A 20,126-nucleotide genomic window follows, 5' to 3' on the forward strand; every position below is an offset into this window, starting at 1 on the left:
AGTTGGCTTCTCGCGGCACGGGTGTTGCAGTGACGTGGGTCACAATTCGGTGGACGATCTCCTGATGATGGTCGTATGACCAACTGGACCGTGACCGTCACCGATGCCGCGCGCTCGCCGCTCAACCGCGAGTACAACGCGGAGATGATCAGCCGCTACTGGGGGCGGCCCACGAACGACGCCGAGATCGACGCCTACGAACGCGACGAGCAGGACCACGACGTGCCGGTGTTCCTCGTGATCTCCCGCGACGGTGAGGAGGCGGGATGCCTCGGAATGCGGTTTCTCGGCGACGGGATCGGCGAGCTCACCCGGATGTTCGTGCGGACCCCGTTCCGCGGGCAGGGCGCCGCATCGGTGCTGCTGAAGGCGATGGAGGCGGAAGCACTCGCACGCGGCGTGACGACGTTGCGGCTCGACACCCGCAAGGATCTCGTCGAGGCGCGGAACCTCTACGCCAAACACGGATTCGTGGAGATCGACCGCTACAACGACGCCGAGTACGCCGATCACTGGTTCGAGAAGAGCCTGAAGAGGCTAACGCCCGCTGATCCGGTCGCGATGTCCTGATGGGTCGGGATGACGCGCGCCAGGAGGCATTGAACATGCGGTTGCGTCCACTGGTGGCGGCCTTCGCCGTCACCGCGGCACTGGTGGTGACTCCGGCCTCGGCGGCTCCCGCCGGTCGGGTGCTGGGGTACGTCGCCAACAACGGCGGCGGTGTGTCGGTGATCGACACGGCCACGAACGCGGTGTCCGAGACGATCGCCGACAGCGGCGGAAGCTCGCCGTACATGGCAGCGGTCGCGTTCGACGGAACTCGCGGCTATGTCACGAATTCCGTGCAGAACACGCTCACTGTCATCGACACGCCGACCAACACGGTCGACAAGTCCGTTCCCGTCGGGAAGCACCCGGCGGGCGTCGCGGTCGCCCCCGGCGGCGGCTTCGTCTACGTCACGAACTACGACGACGGAACGGTGTCCGTGGTCGACACGGCCACGCTGACGGTCACCGCGACCGTCACCGTCGGTCAGAACCCGGACGGCGTGGTGGTCACCAGGGACGGCACGGCCGTCTACGTGACGCACGACGTCGTCGGCCCGAGCAAGGTCTCGGTCATCGACACCACGGCCAACGCGGTCGTCGCCACGATCAACGTGGGCAGCACGTCCACCGCGATCGCGGCCTCCGCCGACGGCACCCGGATGTACGTGGTGAACAAGGGTTCCGACGACATCTCCGCCATCGACGTCGCCACGCGCACCGTGGTCGGCACCGCGAAGGTCGGCTTCGTGCCGCACGGCATCGCGTTGTCGCCCAACGGAACCCGCGCGTACGTGACGAACAGCGAGTTCGACTCGGTGTCCGTCGTGGACCTGACGGTGATGGCGGAACAGCAGAAGATCGTCGTCGGTGACCGCCCGATCAGCGTCGCCCTGACGCCGGACGGTGCGAGCGCCTACGTCACGAACTTCAACAGCAACACGGTCTCGATCATCGACACGGCGTCCAACACGGTCACCGGCACCATCGGGGTCGGCCAGCGCCCGGTGGGCATCGCGATCAACTTCGTGCCGCCCGCCGCGTCGAAGCTCGTGGCGGGGACCGCCCAGCTGCAGGTGCGGCTCCTCGGTTTCACGGTCCGCTCGCTCGGCGCGACGCTGACCGAGAAGCACACCGGGGCGCCGGTCGCGGGCAGGACGATCGTGTTCCGCACGGTCAAGGGCAACCCGCTGTGCACCGCCACGACCAACTCCTACGGCAAGGCCACGTGTGACGCCCAGGTGTCCCTGCTGGTCGGGCTGTCCACCCTGCTGCAGGGCTTCACGGCCTCGTTCGCGGGCGACAACGAGCACGGTGGCGCTTCGGCGCACGGTTCCATCACCCTGCTCTAGTCATTGGAGTTGTCACGGTTGTTACATCCCTTGACTCGGGCGAAATGCCCGGCATAGCGTCCGGGTCAAGGGATGTCCTCCGGTGACCGCCGCCCCGGATCACGAGGGGAGTGTCCGTGGCGGTGCGAGTGTTGGCGCTGGTCGCCCTGGTCGCCGGGCTGGTGGTGGTGCCGCCCGCGCAGGCTGGGTCGAGTGGTCCGCGGGCGATCGTCAGCACGTCTGGCGGAACCGTCACCCTGGCGGTGACGTACGGGGGCAAGACGGTCGTGCAGCCGTCGCCGGTCGGGATCACGACCGAGCGCGCTGACCTGTCATCCGGTTTGACACCCGCGGGCAAGTCGAAGCGGGCGATCTTCGAGCGCTACCGCACGACGTCGGGCAAGAAGCTCGACCGGACCGTGCGCGCCACCGAGACGACCTACCGGTTCACGTCCGGCGTCAACGAGTTGCACCTCGTGGTGCGCGAATCCGCCGACGGCGTCGCCTACCGCTACGAGCTGCCGCAGGACACCGGCGCGGTCACGGGTGAGGCCTCCGCGTTCGTGCTGCCCGCGGACTCGGCGGCATGGCTCGCGAAGTTCCGCCGCGACTACGAGAACCCGTTCCTGCGGTACACCACCGGGACCGCCGAGCAGGCCGAGTACATGCACCCCGCGCTGTTCGAGACCGGCGGCACGTACGCGCTGATCACCGAGTCCGATGTGGACGGCCGCTACTCCGGCGGCCACCTCGTGCACACCGGCGCCGGCAGGTTCGCCGTGAAGCTGTGGGACGAGAAGGTCGCGGTGTCCGGTGCCCTGAAAACGCCGTGGCGCACCGTGATCGTGGGCTCGCTGGCGACCGTCACCGAGTCGACGCTCGTGGACGACCTCGCCCCGGCGTCCCGCGTGCGGGACACGTCGTGGATCAAGCCAGGTCCGGCGATCTGGTCGTGGCTCGCCGGAGGCCGGACGGTGCAGCAGGATCTGGCCAGGCAGAAGGAGTTCGTCGACTACGCGGCCGCGCGCGGCTGGCCGTACGTCGTGGTCGACGCGGGCTGGTACGACGACCCGAACTGGCGGCAGACGAGCTTCATCCCCGAGCTCGTGCGCTACGCGCAGGCCCGCCGGGTCGGCATCCACACGTGGGTGCGGTTCAGCAGCGTCGACACGCCCGCGAAGCGCGCGGACTTCCTGCCGTGGCTGCGGAAGTGGGGCGTGCAGGGCCTGAAGATCGACTTCATGGACTCCGACGGCCAGGAGCGGTACCGCTGGTACGACGAGATCCTGCCGGAGACCGCCCGGATGCACTTCCTGATCAACTTCCACGGTGCCGCGCTGCCGCACGGCATCCACCGCACATGGCCGCACGTCATGACGACCGAGGCCGTGCACGGCGCGGAAAAGTCCAGCGGTGTCACCACCTCGCACCTCACCGCGTTGCCGTTCACCCGCAACGTGGTGGGAGGCATGGACTTCACGCCAGGCGGCTTCCACCGCACCCGTGCCAACACCGACGCCGGTGAGCTCGCGCTGTCGGTGCTGTACGAGTCGGGCGTCCAGAACCTCGCCGGACGGCCGGACGCCTACGACGCCCGCCCGCTGGCGCGCTGGTACCTCGAGCAGACGCCGGCCGCGTGGGACGAGACGCGACTGCTGTCCGGTCGTCCCGGTGAGAGCGCGGTGCTGGCACGGCGCAGCGACGACCGGTGGTTCGTCGGCGGCGCGATCGCGGGCGAGGCCCGTTCGCTGGACCTGCCCGCGCTCGGCAAGGGCCGCTGGCTGATCGAGGTCGTGCGCGACGGCGCGGCCGGTCTGGTCAGGGAAACCCATGTCACCTCGGAGAAACTGACCATCCCGGTGGCGAAGGACGGCGGGTTCGCCGCACTGGTGTGCCGTCCGGTCCGCGACACCTGCGCGCGGCCGACGTACGGCCTCCCGGCCACGACCGTGGCCGTCACTCCCGGCCAGGTGTCGGTGCAGCCGGGACAGACGTTCGAGATGAACGGTACTTTCACCAACACGTCCGCCCAGCCGCTCTACGACGTGACGTTCGCACCGCGCGTGCCCTCGGGCTGGAGCACTTCGGCCGCGGTGCGCGCGTTCCGGCTGGCGCCGGGGGAGTCGCTGAGCGGGACGTGGACGGTGAAGGTGGGCGCCGATCCCGTCGTGGGGCTGACCGACGTACCCGCTGTCGCGCAGTTCCGGCCGTACCGCTTCGGATCCGGCGTCGAGGCGGAGAAGGCGACGCTTGCCCACGTGTGGAAGCCGTTGCCCGCTGGACAGTCCTATGTGGAGGGCAACGATCGTTCCGTCGAGGGGAGGACCCTGACGACCGGCGGAGTGCGGTTCGGCAAGGGCATCGGCACGACGCCCGCGGACAAGGTGTTCGAGCTGGGGACGTGCACGGGGTTCGACGCCACCGTCGGTGTGGACGACGAGGTCGACGGCCGCGTGGACCGCGCCGCGGGTGCCGGCGGGTCGGTGGTGTTCGTCGTGATCGGTGACGGGCGGGTGCTGCACGAGAGCCCGCTGCGCAGGTCCGTCGACCCGGCGTTGCCGATCAGCGTGGACGTGAGCGGCGTGCGGTCGTTGACGTTGCGCGTGACCGACGGCGGCGACGGCACCAGCCTCGACAACGCGGTGTGGGGTGACGCACGGCTGACCTGTCGAACGTGAGTCGTCGAACCGTTCGACGGCGTCTTCGATTCATCGACGCGGTTTCGACGCTGTGCCAACGGTTTCCGGCGCTTGACGCTGCCGAGACGAGCGCCATATGGTGCCGAAGGTTCTCGGTTCCAGCCGTCGCGAAAACGAGGTCTGATGAAGCCGGCTCGCCTGATCCTCACGTTGTTCACCGCTGTGACGTTGTCGGCGCCGGTGGCCTCGGCCGCACCGGAGACGGGCGGCCACCACCAGACCCTGCGCTGGGCGGCGCCGAAGGGATTCCACATCGGCAGCGCGGTCGCCGGTGGCGGTCACCACGAGAACCAGCCGTACCCGGACCCCTTCACCTCCGACCGGCCGTACCGGCGGGTGCTGGCCGCCGAGTTCAGCTCGGTGTCGCCGGAGAACCAGATGAAGTGGGAGTACATCCACCCCGAGCGCGGCCGGTACAACTTCGGCACGGCGGACGCGATCGTGCGGTTCGCCCAGCAGAACCGGCAGGTCGTCCGCGGCCACACCCTGTTGTGGCACAGCCAGAACCCGGAGTGGCTGGAGAAGGGCACGTTCACCAAGGACGAGCTGCGCGCGATCCTGCGCGAGCACATCACCACCGTGGTCGGACGGTACCGGGGCCGGATCCAGCAGTGGGACGTGGCCAACGAGATCTTCACCGACACGGGCGCGCTGCGGACCGCGGACAACATCTGGATCCGCGAGCTCGGCCCCGGCATCGTCGCGGACGCGTTCCGGTGGGCGCACCAGGCCGACCCGAAGGCGAAGCTGTTCTTCAACGACTACAACGTCGAAAGCGTCAACGCGAAGAGCGACGCCTACTACGCGCTGATCAAGGACCTGCGCGCCGCCGGCGTGCCCGTGCACGGCTTCTCCGCCCAGGGGCACCTCAGCCTCGACTACGGCTTCCCCGACGACCTGGAGCGCAACCTGAAGCGGTTCGCTGGGCTCGGCCTGCAGACCGCGCTCACCGAGGTCGACGTGCGGATGACGTTGCCCGCGAGCGGCGTGCCGACCGAGGCCCAGCTCCGTCAGCAGGCCGACTACTACCAGCGCATGCTCACCGCCTGCCTGAACGTCAGCTCCTGCCGGTCGTTCACCATCTGGGGCTTCGTCGACAAGTACTCGTGGGTGCCGGTCTTCTTCCAGGGGCAGGGCGCGGCCACGGTGATGTGGGACGACTTCAGCCGCAAGCCCGCCTACGACGCCTTGAGGTCCACCCTGGCCGCACGCAGGTGACCGGTCCCGGCTTCCGGATTCGGCCGGACGTGTGATTACGTTGAGCCTGTGACTGTGGAACAGGTGGTCCTCCTGGCCGAGGACGGTTCGGCCATCGGCGTCGAGGACAAGGCCGTCGTGCACCACGCGGACACCCCGCTGCACCTGGCGTTTTCCAGCTACGTCTTCGACTCGGCCGGGCGCATCGTCCTCACCCGCCGCGCGCTGCACAAGAAGACGTTCCCCGGCGTGTGGACGAACACCTGCTGCGGTCACCCGCTGCCGGACGAGGACATGGCCCAGGCCGTGCTGCGGCGCCTGCGGGACGAGCTCGGCATGACGTGCTCCGAGCCCGAACTGCTGCTGCCGCGCTTCCGCTACCGGGCCGAGATGGGCGGCGTCGTCGAGAACGAGATGTGCCCGGTGTTCCGGGTGGTCTGCGACGACGAGCCCGTCCCCAACCCGGCCGAGGTCGACTCGGCCGAGCGCGTGCCGTGGGCTGAGTTCGCCCGGTCCGTGCTGGACGGCACCCGTGAGATCTCGCCGTGGGCGAAGCTGCAGGTCGCCGAGCTGGTGAAGCTCGGGCCCGATCCGCTGGCCTGGCCTGTCGCGGACCGGGCCGGGCTGCCCAGCGCGGTCAGGCTGGGCTCACCACTGCAGTGAGCCACCGTTCTGGTACTCGATGACGCGGGTCTCGAAGAAGTTCTTCTCCTTCTTCAGGTCCATCATCTCCGACATCCACGGGAACGGGTTCTCGGTCTGCTCCCACACCGGCTCCAGGCCGAGCTGGGCGCAGCGGCGGTTCGTGATGAACCGCATGTACCGCTCGCACAGCTCGGCGTTGAGGCCGAGGATGCCGTTGGGCATCGTGTCCCTGCCGTAGGCGATCTCCAGCTCGCAGCCCTCGGCGAGCATCGTGCGCACCTCCTCGCGGAACACGTCGTTCCACAGGTGCGGATTCTCGATCTTGATCTGGTTGATCGCGTCGATGCCGAAGTTCAGGTGGATCGACTCGTCGCGCAGGATGTACTGGTACTGCTCGGCGATGCCGACCATCTTGTTGCGGCGGCCCAGCGACAGGATCTGCGCGAAGCCCGTGTAGAACCACATGCCCTCGAACACCACGTAGAACGCCACGAGGTCCTTGAGGAACGCCTGGTCGCGGTCCGGCGTGCCGGTGGAGAACTCCGGGTCCTCCAGGTGCTGGGTGTACTGCAGCGCCCAGGCGGCCTTGTCCGTGATGGACGGGATCTCCCGGTACATGTTGAACAGCTCGCCCTCGTCCAGGCCGAGCGAGGTGCAGATGTACTGGAACGTGTGCGTGTGCACGGCCTCCTCGAAGGCCTGGCGCAGCAGGTACTGGCGGCACTCCGGGTTGGTCAGGTGCCGGTACACCGCGAGCACGATGTTGTTGGCCACCAACGACTCCGAGGTCGCGAAGAAGCCGAGGTTCCGCTTGATCATGCGGCGTTCCTCGTCGGTCAAGCCGTCTTTCGACTTCCACAGGCTGATGTCGGCCTGCATAGAGACCTCGGTCGGCATCCAGTGGTTGTTGCAGCCGTTGAGGTACTTCTCCCACGCCCAGTGGTACTTGAGCGGCAGCAGCTGGTTGACGTCGGCGCGACAGTTGATCATCGCCTTGTCGTCGACGTTCACGCGGGCGGCGCCTGCTTCGATGTTGGTCACTGGCAAGCCTCACAATCGGGTTCGGTGACGGAGCAGGCGACGGGGGAGACGGCGTTGAGCTTGCCGTCGGTGCCCTGAAGGGTGGACTTCTCCACGTGCGTGGCGCTCTGCGTGCGCAGGTAGTACGTGGTCTTCAGCCCGCGCACCCACGCCAGCTGGTAGAGCTCGTCGAGCTTGCGGCCGCTGGGTGCGGCCAGGTAGAGGTTCAGCGACTGCGCCTGGTCGATCCACTTCTGCCGGCGCGCGCCCGCCTCGATCAACCAGGAGCTGTCGACCTCGAACGCCGTGGCGTACAAGGCCTTCAGGTACGGCGGCACCCTGTCGATCGCGCCGAGGCTGCCGTCGTGCAGCTTCAGGTCCGAGATCATCTGCTCGTCCCACAGCCCGCGCTGCTTCAGCGCACGCACCAGATCCGGGTTGATGACGGTGAAGTCACCGGACATGTTCGACTTCACGTACAGGTTGCGGTACAGCGGCTCGATCGACTGGGTGACACCGGTGATGTTCGCGATGGTCGCGGTCGGCGCGATCGCCATGACGTTCGAGTTCCGCATGCCCTTGCGGACCTTCGCGCGGATGCGGTCCCAGTCCATCGTGGACTCGCGGTCCTGCTCCAGCTCCCCGGCGTTCCGGTTCCGCGCGAGGATCCCGATGGAGTCGATCGGCAGAATGCCCTGGCTCCACAACGATCCCTCGAACGACCGGTACGCGCCGCGCTCGGTCGCGAGGTCGGCGGACGCCTCGATCGCGTAGTAGCTGATCTCCTCCATGGAGCGGTCCGCGAACTCGACGGCCTCCTGGCTGGCCATCGGCGTGCCGAGCGTGAACAGCGCGTCCTGGAAGCCCATCAGCCCAAGACCGACAGGGCGGTGCTTGAAGTTGGAGTTCCGCGCCTCGGGAATCGTGTAGTAGTTCACGTCGATGACGTTGTCGAGCATCCGCACGGCCGTCCGCACGGTCCTCTCCAGCCGCGCGTGGTCGATGCCCTGCTCGGTGACGTGCCGCGCGAGGTTGACGCTGCCGAGGTTGCAGACCGCGACCTCGTCGACCGCGGTGTTCAGGGTGATCTCGGTGCACAGGTTGCTGGAGTGCACGACACCGCTGTGCTGCTGCGGCGAACGCAGGTTGCACGGGTCCTTGAACGTGATCCACGGATGGCCTGTCTCGAACAACATCGTCAGCATGCGCCGCCACAGGTCGACGGCCTGCACCCGGCGAAACACCTTGATCTCACCGTTGTCGGCCTTCTCCTCGTAGGCGCGGTACTTCCGGGCGAAGTCGTCACCGAACGCGTCGTGCAGGTCAGGCACCTCGTCGGGGGAGAACAGCGTCCACTGGCCGGTCGCGCGGACCCGGCGCAGGAACTCGTCCGGCACCCAGTTCGCGGTGTTCATGTCGTGGGTGCGGCGGCGCTCGTCGCCGGTGTTCTTGCGCAGGTCGAGGAACTCCTCGACGTCGATGTGCCACGTTTCGAGGTACGCGCAGACGGCGCCCCGCCGTTTGCCACCCTGGTTCACCGCTACAGCCGTGTCGTTCGCGATCTTCAGGAACGGCACCACGCCCTGCGATTTGCCGTTGGTGCCCTTGATGTGCGCGCCGATGCCGCGCACCGGTGTCCAGTCGTTGCCGAGGCCTCCGGCGAACTTGCTGAGCATCGCGTTGTTGCTGATGCCGTGGAAGATGCCGGCGAGATCGTCGTCCACAGTGGTCAGGAAGCACGACGACAGCTGCGGCCGGGTGGTGCCCGAGTTGAACAGCGTCGGCGTCGAGCACATGAAGTCGAACGACGACAGCAGCTCGTAGAACTCGATCGCGCGGGCGTCGGGGTCGTCCTCTTCCAGCGCGAGGCCCATCGCGACGCGCAGGAAGAACGCCTGCGGCAGCTCGTAGCGGCGGCCGTCGTGGTGCAGGAAGTAGCGGTCGTACAGCGTCTGCAGGCCCAGGAACTGGAAGTTCAGGTCACGGTCCGGGCGCAGCGCGGTGCCCAGCCTCGCCAGGTCGTAGCCGGCCAGGCGCGGGTCGAGCCGGCCCAGCTCGATGCCGTGCCGGACGAACCCGGCGAAGTACGACGGGTAGCGCTCGGTCATCTCGGCGTGCGACAACGGGGTGCCGCAGGCCTCGGCGCGCAGCTTGTCCAGCAGCAACCGGGCGCTGACGTACGAGTAGTCCGGGTCGTGCTCGACCATCGTGCGGGCGGCCATGATCGGCGCCAGCGCGAGCTCGGCGTCGGTGATCCCGGCGTACAGATTTCGCTTGGTCTCGGCCAGAACCGCTTCGGCCGACGCGTTGGGCAGGTCGGCACATGCTTCATGGATCACCCCAGACAGGCGATCCAACGGGGTCAGGCGGTCGGGCACGCTCTCTCCTCGCGAGCTGGCCCGGGGAAAACGCGTGCGCACGCCGGCGAGGACACCACTGGTGCACACAGCCGCCCTCCCTCGGGGCACCGTGTCGTGCGCGCAGGCTTGCGCGCACACCAGTGGCAGGTCTTCGGACTCGTGGGCGCCTGGCTCGCTCCTACCGGCCGTCGCTTCCCAGGTCTCGCGACCCAGTGCTTCGTTGACGGCTTTCGTTCCCACTCACCGCTGCGGGGCAGTCCTGGACTCGCACCAGGTTCCCTCTTGCCTCACCGGCCCGGTGCTCCGGGCCGGTGAACCACCAGCGCGGCAGATACTACATGTGGTGGTGCGCTCCGGATCACCACCCAACATGGGCGTGTCGTCGTCTAGGGTGATGCGCGTGGGTGATCTTCGGCCGCGCGTCGTCGCGGGTGCTGTCGTCAGCGCGGGACTGGCCGCGGCCTCGCTCGCCATCGGTGCCGCGGCGCCCGTGACGAGCGGTGTCCTGGCCGTGTCCGCGGTGCTGGTGATGATCACCACCCGGCGATCAGGCCCACCCCGAGACTGATCATCACGGCCGCGATCACGCCGTCCAGCACCCGCCACGCGCGGGGCTTCGCGAACAGCGGGCTGAGCAACCGCGCCCCGAAGCCGAGCGCGACGAACCACGTGACGCTCGCCGTCACCGCGCCGACGCCGAAGAGCCACCGGCCGGCCGCGATCGAGCCGAGCAGCAGCAGGGTGTCCAGGTAGACGTGCGGGTTGAGCCACGTGAGCGCCAGCGCGGTGAGCACGGGCCTGCCGGTCGTCGTGTCCCCGGCGTTCAGCGAGGACGGGCGGAACGCGCGGCGGGCGGCCAGAAACCCGTAGCCCAGCAGGAAAAGCCCGCCCACGATCGCGGCGACCGTGATCGCCTGGGGCCACCGGCGGACGATCGCCCCGAACCCGGCGACACCGACCGCCACGAGGACGGCGTCCGAGAGGGCGCACACGGCGACGACCCGGGCGACCGCGTGTCGCCGGAGTCCTTGGCGCAGCACGAAGGCGTTCTGCGCGCCGATCGCGACGATCAGGGTCATCATGGTGCCGAAGCCGAGCAGCAGGTCAGTCACGCCCACGACGGTATTGACGCCGTCTTGATGAGACCAGCTAAAGATTCTTACGTACCATTAGCAGCCGTGATGGACCTCGACCTGGTGCGCACGCTGCTCGCGGTGGTCGACGCGGGCACGTTCGACGCCGCCGCTGCCGCTCTGCACGTCACGCCTTCCGCTGTCTCGCAACGAATCAAGGCGTTGGAGCAGCGCACCGGCCGGGTGTTGCTCGTGCGGGCCCGGCCGGTGCGGCTGACGCCGTCGGGGGAGGTGCTGGTCCGGTACGGTCGGCAACTGCTCGCTCTCGATCAGGACCTGGACGCGGCCCTCGGCTCCGAGGCCGTGGCGCGGGTGCCGATCGCGGTCAACGCGGACTCCCTGGCCACGTGGTTCCTGCCCGCGCTGCAACGGGTTCCGCCGTCGTTGCGGATCTCGTTCGACCTGCACCGCGAGGACCAGGACCACACGACGGCGCTGCTGCGGCAGGGCCTGGTGATGGCCGCGGTGACGTCCTCGCGCGAGCCGGTCGCGGGCTGTTCGGTGCGGAAGCTGGGCAGCATCCGTTACGCCGCCATGGCAACGCAGTCCTTTGTGGACAGGTTCGCCGCCGGGCCGGTGAAGTCGTGGCTGCCGGACGCGCCGGTCGTGGTGTTCGACCGCAACGACGATCTGCAGGACCGGTTCGTGCGCACGCTGACCCGCGGCCGCGGCGCCTCGGAGCACCGCCACTACGTGCCCTCGTCGGAGGTGTACGTGCGGGCGATCGTGGCGGGGCTCGGCTGGGGCATGGTGCCGCCGCAGCAGCTCCAGGAGGGCCTGGTCGACCTCGCGCCCGGCCGGACCATCTCGGTGCCGCTGTACTGGCAGCAGTGGAAGCTCGACTCCCCGGCGTTGACCGCGGTGGCCGAAGCGGTGGCGGAGGAGGCCGCGGTGGCGCTGGGCTAGAAACCTGTCGGCTTCCTGAATCCGGGAACCGTGCCGGTCGGGCCCGGCGTTGGGCGATATGTGCTGATTCCTCGACTCGCCGCCACCGGTGGTTGCCTCGCCGTCGTCGTGACGGTGGCCATGGTCGGTCTGCTCGACCTGACCGTCGGCCCGCTGCACCGCACGATCAGCGAGTACGCGCTGGGCGACTACCGCCCCGTCTTCGACGTCGCCGTGCTGTTGCTGGCCGTTGGCTCCCTCGCGATCCTCGCCGCGCTCGTCCACAAGGGACTGGCGAGATGGCGGTCGGGCGGGTCGATCGCGCTGATCCTCTGGTCGGTGGGGTTGCTGCTGGTCGTGGCGTTCCCCAAGACGAACTGGGCGATGGGCACGAACCAGCTCAGCGGCAGCATCCACCGGTTCGGCAGCATGATCGCGTTCGTCAGCCTGCCGATCGCCGTGATCCTGCTGGCCCGGCCCTGGCTGAAGCACCACGTGTGGGGCCGGCACGCGAAATTCACCTTGGCGTCCGGTGTGGCGAGCGTTGTCGCATTCATGCCGATCCTCTACGCCATTGCGCTGGGGGCGGCTTCCGACGTTCGGTGGTGGCGGGTGTTCCCGTTGGGCTACATCGAGAGGATCTTGCTCATCGCCGAGGTCGGCGCCGTGCTCGTCGTCGGGCTGTGGGCGATCGCGGCCAGTAGGGTTGCGCCATGGCGAGTTGGGGAGACCTCGCGGATTACGTCCGCGCCGAGTACGACGTCGTCCACGACGAGGACGAGGAGCTGAGGATCCTCTTCACCTTCGGTGACGAGGAAGAAGGCGACGACGACCGCACCCAGGTGGTGATCATCGTCAGGGAAGTGCTCGACAAGATGCACGAATGGGTGCAGATCGCCTCCCCGTGCGGCCTCGCGAAGGACGTGGACCTGCGCGAGGTGCTGGAGGAGGTCGGCAGGTCCACCGTGGCGTGCGGGCTCGCGATCATGGGGGAGCACGTCGTGGTCAGGCACTCGTTGCCGCTGTCGCACCTCGACATCCACGAGTTCACCGACCCTCTCCAGCTGCTCGCCGGCACGGCGGACATGCTCGAAGAACAGTTCTGGGGAGGAGACGGCTACTGATGTTCGACTTATCGCCCGCGACGGATCGGCTCGCGGGGCTGGTGCGCAACGTGACGGACGGCGACCTCGGGGCACCGACCCCATGTCCCGACTACACGGTCGGCGACCTGCTCGACCACATCAACGGCCTGTCGGTGGCGTTCACCATGGCCGCGCTGAAGACCCCGCTGACCGGCTCGGGCTCCGGCGACGCCTCCCGGCTGCCCGCCGACTTCCGCGAGTCGGTGCCGCAGCGCCTGGCCGAGCTCGCGAAGGCCTGGCAGGCGCCGCAGGCGTGGGAGGGCATGACGGCGGCGGGCGGCGTCGACCTGCCCGGCGAGGTCGCGGCCGCGGTGGCGCTGGACGAGGTCGTGCTGCACGGCTGGGACCTCGCCCGCGCGACGGGGCAACCGTTCGACGTCGACGAGGACCTGCTCCAGGTCGTCCACGGCTTCGTGTCGTCGATCGGTCAGGACGACCGCGACGGTTCGCTCTTCGGAGCGGCGGTCGAGGTCGACTCGAACGCGCCTCTGCTCGACCGTGTCCTGGGACTCAGTGGGCGGAACCCGGCCTGGAGCGTAGGTTAGGCTCTCCTAACGTGAGAGCCATGACGGTGCAGGTTCGGGCGGGCCTGGGAGTCGGACGCCTGGCCGCCGCGGTGGAGTCCCTCGTGGAACTGCATCCCGAACTGTGTCGTTCCGGCTTCGCGCACCTCGAGGTCGTCGACCCCGCCGCCGCCACGGATGCCGCACTGGCACGGGCGGAGGCGGGGCTCGACCTCCAGGCGGGGGTGCTGATGCAGGCCGTGTGGCTCGACGCCGGACCCGACCGGTCCGGCCGGATGGTGCTGGTGCTGCACGACATCGTGGCCGACCGGATGCCGCGCATCCTGCCGTGGCTCGTGCAGGCGTGGCGGCAACCGGCGCTGGTCAGCTGACCAGGGCCGGTCAGCTGACGCCGAGCCCGCCGACGATCTCCACCCGCTGCCCGGTGAACTCACCCGTCAGCATCGGCATCGCCTCCGCGATCGCCGCCTTCGTCTCCGGCAGCTGCAACGAGTCGGCGTGGTGCTGGGCGGACTCCCAGATCTCGCTGACCCAGATCTTGTCCTGGTCCTCGGGGTCGAGCCCGACCGCGTACAGCCGGCACCCGGCCTCCCTCAGGCCCTGACCGCGGGTCAGGATCGCCACCACGTCGTCGCGGTGACCGGGCTTGGTCCTCATCGAGCCGATGTAGCCGAACGCCATGCGGCCGATCCTATTTCCGCGCCACGAACACGAACTCGCGCCCCGGCCGGTCCGGCGCGTCCCGCACGTCCACGACCTCGAACCCGCACGCCACCAGGCTGCCGGCGACCTCCTCGCGCGAGCGGAACCGCAGTGTCGAGTCCGAGGTGAGCACCGACCCGTCCGGGAACCGGTAGATGTGCCGGAACGACACGAACGGCAGGTGCACGTCGAGCAGTTCGAACCGTTCCTCCACGCCGTCCAGCACCCGAGGGGCGGTCGCCGCCCAGGACTCCCAGGCCCGCGCCTCCGGACGCCGCGTCTCGAACACGAAATGCCCGCCGGGACGCAGGGCGTCGTGGATGCCGCGCAGCGTCAGCTCCCAGTCGTCGCCGAGGAACACCTGCGCCACGTTGCCGGTCATGGTCGCGAGGTCGACCTCCAGCGCGGGCAGAGAAGTCGCGTCGCCGTGAATCCAGGTGACCCGCGAGTCCTTGGCCCGCGCGATCTCCAGCGACGCCAAGGCCGGGTCCACCCCGACGACCGAGCGGCCGGACGACGCCAGCAGCACCGCGAGGCTGCCCGTGCCGCACCCGACGTCGAGCACGCTCGACGCGCCGAGCTCGTCCGCGATGCCCGTGTACAGCGCGAGATCGTCGCGCGGTTCGTCGAAGAGGTCGTAGATCCGCGCCAGCCGCGGGTCGCTGAAGATCAGGTCAGGCACGCCACATCCTCGGTCCGGCGACGAATGGTCGCAGCAGCCCGATCACCTCGCGGTCGGGCCGCCCGTTCAGTTCTTCCTCCGCGACGCGACGGGCGATCCCGGCCAGGAAGTCGGCCACCTGGACGCGCGCGTCGTGCTGCGAGTTCACCAAAGTCAGGCTCTGCAGCCGCGGCGCGAGCTTCTTGAGCTGCCGGATCCGCCCGTCGGTCAACGACAGCTGCTGGTCGTGCACGATCGACACCGGACCACCCCACTGCGCGACAGCACGCAGGATGGCGGGGAACAACGGGTCCAGCGCCCCGCGCGGGCCACGGGCGCGCAGCAGGTCGTTGTAGTGCTCCAGCGGTCCCGTGACGGCACCGAACTCCGCGCGCACCCGCGAGGCGAGGAACCGCCGCTTGTCCACGAGCTGCACGCGGGCGCGTCCCGCCAGCGGCCCGGCAGGCCCGAGGAACCACAGCAGCACCCACCGGTTCTTGGTCCGCAGCAGGTGGTTCGCCTTGTACTCCAGCGCGGGCGACTTGATCATCGAACGCAGCGTGGCGACGCAGTCGGCCGCCTCCTCGTGCGACATCCGCACCCCGGCGTGGGCGAAGACCGCCGTGACCCCGCCGACGAGCTTCTCGCCCTCGGATCCCGACTCGTCGCAGGCGATCTCCATCAGGACATCCGGAACACGGGACCACGGGCGCGGAAGGGCAGGAAAGCGCCGGCGGGGATCAGGAACGCGTGTTCGCGCCGGATCCGCAGCACGTCGCACCAGCCGTCGGTGATGACGAGGATCGGGCCGGTCGAAGGGAAGTCGGACGCGCGTTCGAGCAGGTCGATGCCGGGCTGCAGCACCGTGCCGCCGCGCCCGCGCACCGTCACCCTGCCCGCGATGTCCTCGACGGGCACGTATCCGGCGTCATATGCCATCGCATCACAGAAAACCACGCGCGCGGCGGGCACGTCACGTGCCGCGGCGTAGGAAGCGATCGCGCCGAGCGCCTTGCCGAGCAACCGGACGTCCATCGAGCCGGACGTGTCGAGCACGACGCCGAACGTCGGCCGCGACTCCAGCGTCTCCGGCCGCACCCAGCCCGGCCGCGGAATGTCCGGAGTGGACGCCTGCCGCCGTGACGCTCTGGCGTAGGTGCGCCGTTTCTCCACGGCGGGAACGAACTCCTCGAACCACCGCGCGAGCTGGGCGTCCCACGTCAGGGGCGGGTGCTCCAGCGCGCGGATCTCCTCGACCAGCCCGGCGGGCAGCAGACCGCGCGACACGGTGTGGCTGCTCAGGCCGGTCAGCAGCGCACGCCGGTAGAACTCGTCGAGGTCCGTGATGTCCGCGGGGCCGCGCAACGGCTCGCCGAGCAGGTCGCCCTGGTGCCCGCCCCGCAACGTGAGCAGCTTGCGGTAGCGCCGCAGATCCGTCGTGATCCGGTCGTAGACGGACTCCGCCGACAGACCGCGCAGCTCCGGGTCGTGCAGCACGCCCTCCGGCGTCGACCCGACCCCCATCTCGATCAGCCAGCCGTTCACGACGAAGTCCGCGGCGATGTTCCACAGGTACGGATCCCGCCCGCCGACCCGGTCGCAGTGCCGCAACGCGGCGTGCAGCATCTCGTGCGCCAGCACGAACCGCCACTCCTCGCGCTTCAGCCCGGCGAGGGGGTTGACGTAGATCTCCGCCGACGCCGTGGAGACCGCCGCGATCGAGATGTTCCAGCCGCGCGCCAGTTCCGCGTCCGCCACCACGGTCATCGCCGACGCCAGCGCGCCCAGCAGCGGGTAGTTCGACACGAACCAGCTCAGCGCCAGGTCCCACTCGGTCTTCGCGGGCCGTTTGTCGGTCAGCGAAGTGCGCGCGCCACCGGCGACGTCGATCGCGGCCACGGCGGCGTTGGAGAGCCCGGCGGCGAACCGGTCCGCCCACTTCTTCGGATCCTTCGACTCGCCGCCGCGCACACACCGGCCTGGTTCCCACGAGGCCGGGCGTGTGCCGAACTTCAGCGCGGGCTGGAAGCCGAGCACGTCGTCGCAGTCCGCAGTGCCGAAGCCCAAGTGCAGCAGGCAATGCGCGAACACCCACGACCACTCGTCCTCGCTCGCTTTCCGCGTCGGATGTGCGAGCAGCGAGCCGTCCAGGGAGATGTCCGCCCATTCGTGTTCGGACTGCCGGAACGGGTGGTTGGTGCTCAGTGCGGCGAACAGCGGATGGGCATAGATCCGCCGGTCCGCCGCGGCGAACGCCGCTGCGGCGGGGTCAGCCCGACCTCTGGTGCGGCGGCTCATGCGCGCGCTGCGACCAATCGCGGCAGATCGCGGGTGACCTCCACGAGGAACCACGCGGGCAGCACGGGGTTGCCGTCGTCGTCGGCGGCGATCACCATCTGCGCGATCTCCAGCGACAGCTCGGCCAGCTCCACCAGCAGCGCCTTGCCGCGGTGCGCGAGCTGCTTGCCCGCCGCGGGCGCGTGCGCCTTGTCGTGCGGCAGTTCCTTGACCAGACGCGCCCGGAACGCCTCGGCCAGGAAGTACAGCAGGTCGCGGTCGGCGGGCGCGGACGGCCAGCGCGCGTCACCGCGCAGCACGGCCTCCAGCCCGTACGCGTGCCGCACGGTCTTCACGAACGCCTTGAACATCGAGGCGTGGTTCGCGGTGACCGTGCCGAACGCCAGCACCCCGAGCAGCTCGTCGGAGATGTCCTCGCCGAACGAGTGCAGCGCGTCGGACAGCATGTGCCAGCCGCGCGGCGTCGAGAACGTCTCCTCGACCTTGGGCGCCGCGCTCCACAGGTGGTCCGGGCGCTGCGTGAGGTACTCGAGCACCCACGGGTGGATGTCGTTCTCCCGCGCCCAGGCCAGCCAGTCGCGAGCCGACGCCGTGAGGTGCACGTGGACCATGCGGTTCACGAGCGCGGACGCCATCGGGCGCGCCAGCGCGTTGTCGACGGCGCGGTTGCCGGCGCCGATCACGATCGAGCCCTTCGGCAGCTCGTAGGAGCCGATGCGGCGGTCGAGGATCAGCGAGTAGAACGCCTTCTGCACCTCGGGGCTGCTCGCGTTGAGCTCGTCGAGGAAGAGGCAGTACGGGTCGTGGCGGGCGATCGTTTCCGGTGGGGCGAAGCGGGATCGGCCACCGACCAGTTCCGGAACTCCGATCAGGTCCTCCGGCGCGAGCTGCGTGCCCAGCAGCGTCACGCACTCCAGGCCCAGCTCGGCCGCGAACTTGCGGACGAGCGAGGACTTGCCGATACCCGGTGCTCCCCAGAGGAAGACCGGTCGGACGACGGCGACGTGCAGCAGCACCTCCGGAAGCTGTGCTGGTGTCACGGTGACTGTGGATCTCATCGCAGGTGAGGATGCCCGACCGGCCCAGTTCCGGTCGCGCGAATTTGTTGACAGCCGCAGTGGTCTGGTGCTGTGATTCAACGCACATCAGATAGGAAAGCTTCCTAACTAAATCGCCGCCACCCTGTTGTTCCCTCACACAGGAGGCACCTGTGGCCAGATCCCTGTTCCTGGTCCTACCGGCAGCGCTAGCGCTCGCCGTCCCCGCCATCGCGGTCGCCGCCCCGGTCCAGTACCAGGCGGAGAACGCGACGATCTCGAACGGCCTCGTCGAGTCCAACCACTCCGGCTACACCGGGTCGGGCTTCGTCAACTACGACAACGAGGTCGGCAGCTCCGTCGAGTTCACCGTGTCCTCGCCGAGCGCGGGACCGGCGACGCTCACGTTCCGGTTCGCCAACGGCACCACGGCGAACCGCCCGATGGACATCACGGTCAACGGCTCGCTGGCGGCGGACGAGCTGTCGTTCCCCGGCACGGGCGCGTGGACCACGTGGCAGACCCGCACCACCACCGTGAACCTGACAGCGGGCACCAACAAGATCAAGGCGACCGCCACCACGTCCAACGGCGGCCCGAACGTCGACCGGCTCGACGTCGAACCCCCGTCCGGCACCCCGGACACCGAGGCTCCTTCGACGCCGGGCAACCTGCGGTCCACGGCGCAGACCGCGTCGTCGATCACACTGGCGTGGGACGCGTCCACGGACAACGTGGGCGTGAGCGGCTACGTGCTGTCCAACGGCCAGACCGCGACCGGCACCACGCACACCGTCACCGGTCTCACCCCGGACACCTCGTACACCTTCACCGTGCAGGCGCGGGACGCGGCGGGAAACCTGTCCGGCGCCTCGAACTCGGTCACGGTGAAGACCACGCCGGGCACCCCTGGCGGCACCAGGCCGCACGACATCAACGGCCTGCTGCGCGTGTGCGGTGTGCAGCTGTGCAACCAGTACGGCAAGCCGATCCAGCTGCGCGGCATGAGCACGCACGGCATCCAGTGGTACCACCAGTGCGCCAAGGCCGCGTGGTGGGACGCGCTGGTGAACGACTGGAACGCGGACTTCATCCGCGTCGCCATGTACATCCAGGAGGACGGCTACGAGACCGATCCCCGCAAGTTCACCGACATGATGCACGGTTACATCGAGGAAGCCACCCGCCGCGGCATCTACGTCCTCGTCGACTGGCACCAGCTCACGCCGGGCGACCCGAACTACAACCTGTCGCGCGCCAAGACGTTCTTCACCGAGATCGCCCAGCGCCACAAGGACAAGACCAACATCATCTACGACATCGCGAACGAGCCGAACAACGTCTCGTGGGCGAAGGTCAAGTCCTACGCGGAGACGATGATCCCGATCATCCGCAACATCGACCCGGACAGCCTCATCGTCTCTGGCACGCACGGCTGGTCGACGTTCGGACACTCCGACGGCGAGGACCCGTCGGTCGTGCTGAACAACAAGGTCAACGCGACCAACTTCATGTACTCGTTCCACTTCTACGCGGCTTCGCACAAGGACGCCTACCTCAGCGTCCTCGACCGGGTGTCGAGCCAGGTCCCGGTGTTCGTGACCGAGTACGGCACGCAGACCTCGTCCGGTGGCGGCAGCAACGACTTCACGATGTCGCAGAAGTACCTGGACCTGATGGCGCAGAAGAAGATCTCCTGGGCCAACTGGAACTACTCCGACGACGGCCTGTCCGGCGCAGTCTTCAAAACCGGCACCTGCGCGGGCAACACCTTCGCCGGAACCGGTGTCCTGAAGCCCGCCGGCGTGTGGGTGCGCGAACGAATCCGAACCCCTGACAACTTCCCGACGAGCTAGCGCTCGATGAAGGGCTCCTTCATCCACGTCTTGGGTTCTAGGGATCGTTGCAACACCTGAGTTGTGCAGGGGTTGCAGTGTTCAAGA

General features: G+C 68.8%; 20 protein-coding genes and 1 riboswitch. Of the genes, 12 read left to right on the forward strand and 8 right to left on the reverse strand.

Features of this window, described 5'->3' with window-relative positions; translation table 11 throughout:
- Nucleotides 1-75: 75 nt before the first annotated feature.
- The 5 genes from IEZ09_RS36295 to idi all read left to right on the forward strand — a co-directional run bounded on the left by IEZ09_RS36295 (nt 76) and on the right by idi (nt 6,436).
- Nucleotides 76-570 carry a GNAT family N-acetyltransferase gene (locus IEZ09_RS36295; RefSeq protein WP_189258351.1) on the forward strand — a complete coding sequence of 165 codons (495 nt, stop codon included), beginning with the start codon at nt 76-78 and terminating at the stop codon, nt 568-570.
- Nucleotides 571-605: 35 nt separating this feature from the next.
- Entirely contained in the window at nt 606-1,898 is a 1,293-nt protein-coding gene (locus tag IEZ09_RS36300; RefSeq protein WP_189258352.1) for a YVTN family beta-propeller repeat protein, read from the forward strand.
- 116 nt (nt 1,899-2,014) lie between these two features.
- A complete protein-coding gene (locus IEZ09_RS36305) occupies nt 2,015-4,555 on the forward strand; it encodes a glycoside hydrolase family 97 N-terminal domain-containing protein (protein WP_189258353.1) in 2,541 nt (846 codons plus the stop codon).
- 144 nt (nt 4,556-4,699) lie between these two features.
- The gene (locus IEZ09_RS36310) at nt 4,700-5,794 is read left to right on the forward strand and encodes an endo-1,4-beta-xylanase (RefSeq protein WP_189258354.1); all 1,095 of its coding nucleotides are present in this window, start codon (nt 4,700-4,702) and stop codon (nt 5,792-5,794) included.
- A 54-nt stretch (nt 5,795-5,848) separates the two neighbouring features.
- Nucleotides 5,849-6,436 (forward strand): isopentenyl-diphosphate Delta-isomerase, encoded by a 588-nt coding sequence (gene idi / locus IEZ09_RS36315; RefSeq protein WP_189258368.1) that lies wholly within the window; start codon nt 5,849-5,851, stop codon nt 6,434-6,436.
- Here the strand turns inward: idi and IEZ09_RS36320 are convergent.
- On the reverse strand, nt 6,422-7,408 hold the full coding sequence (locus tag IEZ09_RS36320) for a ribonucleotide-diphosphate reductase subunit beta (protein WP_189258369.1): 987 nt from the start codon (nt 7,406-7,408) through the stop codon (nt 6,422-6,424). The two genes, idi and IEZ09_RS36320, sit on opposite strands and share 15 nt — an antisense overlap.
- Before the next feature lie 47 nt (nt 7,409-7,455).
- Nucleotides 7,456-9,816: a ribonucleoside-diphosphate reductase subunit alpha gene (locus IEZ09_RS36325; protein ID WP_370467778.1), complete on the reverse strand. Its 2,361-nt coding sequence runs from the start codon at nt 9,814-9,816 to the stop codon at nt 7,456-7,458.
- Nucleotides 9,817-9,923: 107 nt separating this feature from the next.
- A riboswitch (cobalamin riboswitch) is annotated at nt 9,924-10,134 on the reverse strand.
- A gap of 64 nt (nt 10,135-10,198) precedes the next feature.
- On the opposite strand from IEZ09_RS36325, the gene IEZ09_RS36330 reads away from it, so the two are divergent.
- Nucleotides 10,199-10,366: a hypothetical protein gene (locus IEZ09_RS36330; protein ID WP_189258355.1), complete on the forward strand. Its 168-nt coding sequence runs from the start codon at nt 10,199-10,201 to the stop codon at nt 10,364-10,366.
- On the opposite strand, the gene IEZ09_RS36335 is transcribed toward IEZ09_RS36330, so the two are convergent.
- Nucleotides 10,332-10,880, reverse strand: a complete 549-nt coding sequence (locus tag IEZ09_RS36335; protein WP_189258371.1) for a LysE/ArgO family amino acid transporter — start codon at nt 10,878-10,880, stop codon at nt 10,332-10,334. The two genes, IEZ09_RS36330 and IEZ09_RS36335, sit on opposite strands and share 35 nt — an antisense overlap.
- Nucleotides 10,881-10,979: 99 nt before the next feature.
- On the opposite strand from IEZ09_RS36335, the gene IEZ09_RS36340 reads away from it, so the two are divergent.
- The 5 genes from IEZ09_RS36340 to IEZ09_RS36360 are packed head-to-tail and all read left to right on the forward strand — an operon-like array spanning nt 10,980 to nt 13,856.
- Nucleotides 10,980-11,837 carry a LysR family transcriptional regulator ArgP gene (locus tag IEZ09_RS36340; protein ID WP_189258372.1) on the forward strand — a complete coding sequence of 286 codons (858 nt, stop codon included), beginning with the start codon at nt 10,980-10,982 and terminating at the stop codon, nt 11,835-11,837.
- A gap of 60 nt (nt 11,838-11,897) precedes the next feature.
- Entirely contained in the window at nt 11,898-12,605 is a 708-nt protein-coding gene (locus IEZ09_RS36345; protein ID WP_229813281.1) for a DUF998 domain-containing protein, read from the forward strand.
- On the forward strand, nt 12,530-12,940 hold the full coding sequence (locus tag IEZ09_RS36350) for a type III secretion system chaperone family protein (RefSeq protein WP_189258356.1): 411 nt from the start codon (nt 12,530-12,532) through the stop codon (nt 12,938-12,940). Before IEZ09_RS36345 ends, IEZ09_RS36350 begins: the two co-directional genes overlap by 76 nt.
- On the forward strand, nt 12,940-13,506 hold the full coding sequence (locus tag IEZ09_RS36355) for a TIGR03086 family metal-binding protein (RefSeq protein ID WP_189258357.1): 567 nt from the start codon (nt 12,940-12,942) through the stop codon (nt 13,504-13,506). Before IEZ09_RS36350 ends, IEZ09_RS36355 begins: the two co-directional genes overlap by 1 nt.
- A 20-nt stretch (nt 13,507-13,526) precedes the next feature.
- A complete protein-coding gene (locus IEZ09_RS36360; RefSeq protein WP_189258358.1) occupies nt 13,527-13,856 on the forward strand; it encodes a condensation domain-containing protein in 330 nt (109 codons plus the stop codon).
- Nucleotides 13,857-13,866: 10 nt separating this feature from the next.
- Here IEZ09_RS36360 and IEZ09_RS36365 read toward each other — a convergent pair whose 3' ends face one another.
- From IEZ09_RS36365 to IEZ09_RS36385, 5 genes are read right to left on the reverse strand one after another with little or no spacing between them, the layout of a single operon-like run.
- The gene (locus IEZ09_RS36365; protein WP_189258359.1) at nt 13,867-14,166 is read right to left on the reverse strand and encodes a putative quinol monooxygenase; all 300 of its coding nucleotides are present in this window, start codon (nt 14,164-14,166) and stop codon (nt 13,867-13,869) included.
- Nucleotides 14,167-14,176: 10 nt separating this feature from the next.
- Complete coding sequence (locus IEZ09_RS36370) at nt 14,177-14,869, reverse strand: class I SAM-dependent methyltransferase (RefSeq protein ID WP_189258360.1); 693 nt, start codon at nt 14,867-14,869, stop codon at nt 14,177-14,179.
- Entirely contained in the window at nt 14,862-15,530 is a 669-nt protein-coding gene (locus IEZ09_RS36375; RefSeq protein ID WP_189258361.1) for a DUF3800 domain-containing protein, read from the reverse strand. The genes IEZ09_RS36370 and IEZ09_RS36375 overlap by 8 nt, the downstream gene beginning before the upstream one ends.
- The gene (locus IEZ09_RS36380) at nt 15,530-17,146 is read right to left on the reverse strand and encodes a vWA domain-containing protein (protein ID WP_189258362.1); all 1,617 of its coding nucleotides are present in this window, start codon (nt 17,144-17,146) and stop codon (nt 15,530-15,532) included. Before IEZ09_RS36380 ends, IEZ09_RS36375 begins: the two co-directional genes overlap by 1 nt.
- On the reverse strand, nt 17,143-18,204 hold the full coding sequence (locus IEZ09_RS36385) for an ATP-binding protein (protein ID WP_189258363.1): 1,062 nt from the start codon (nt 18,202-18,204) through the stop codon (nt 17,143-17,145). Before IEZ09_RS36385 ends, IEZ09_RS36380 begins: the two co-directional genes overlap by 4 nt.
- Nucleotides 18,205-18,356: 152 nt before the next feature.
- On the opposite strand from IEZ09_RS36385, the gene IEZ09_RS36390 reads away from it, so the two are divergent.
- Complete coding sequence (locus IEZ09_RS36390; protein ID WP_189258364.1) at nt 18,357-20,039, forward strand: cellulase family glycosylhydrolase; 1,683 nt, start codon at nt 18,357-18,359, stop codon at nt 20,037-20,039.
- Nucleotides 20,040-20,126: the final 87 nt, after the last annotated feature.

This window comes from Lentzea flava (assembly GCF_014648475.1).
Classification (GTDB): domain Bacteria; phylum Actinomycetota; class Actinomycetes; order Mycobacteriales; family Pseudonocardiaceae; genus Lentzea; species Lentzea flava.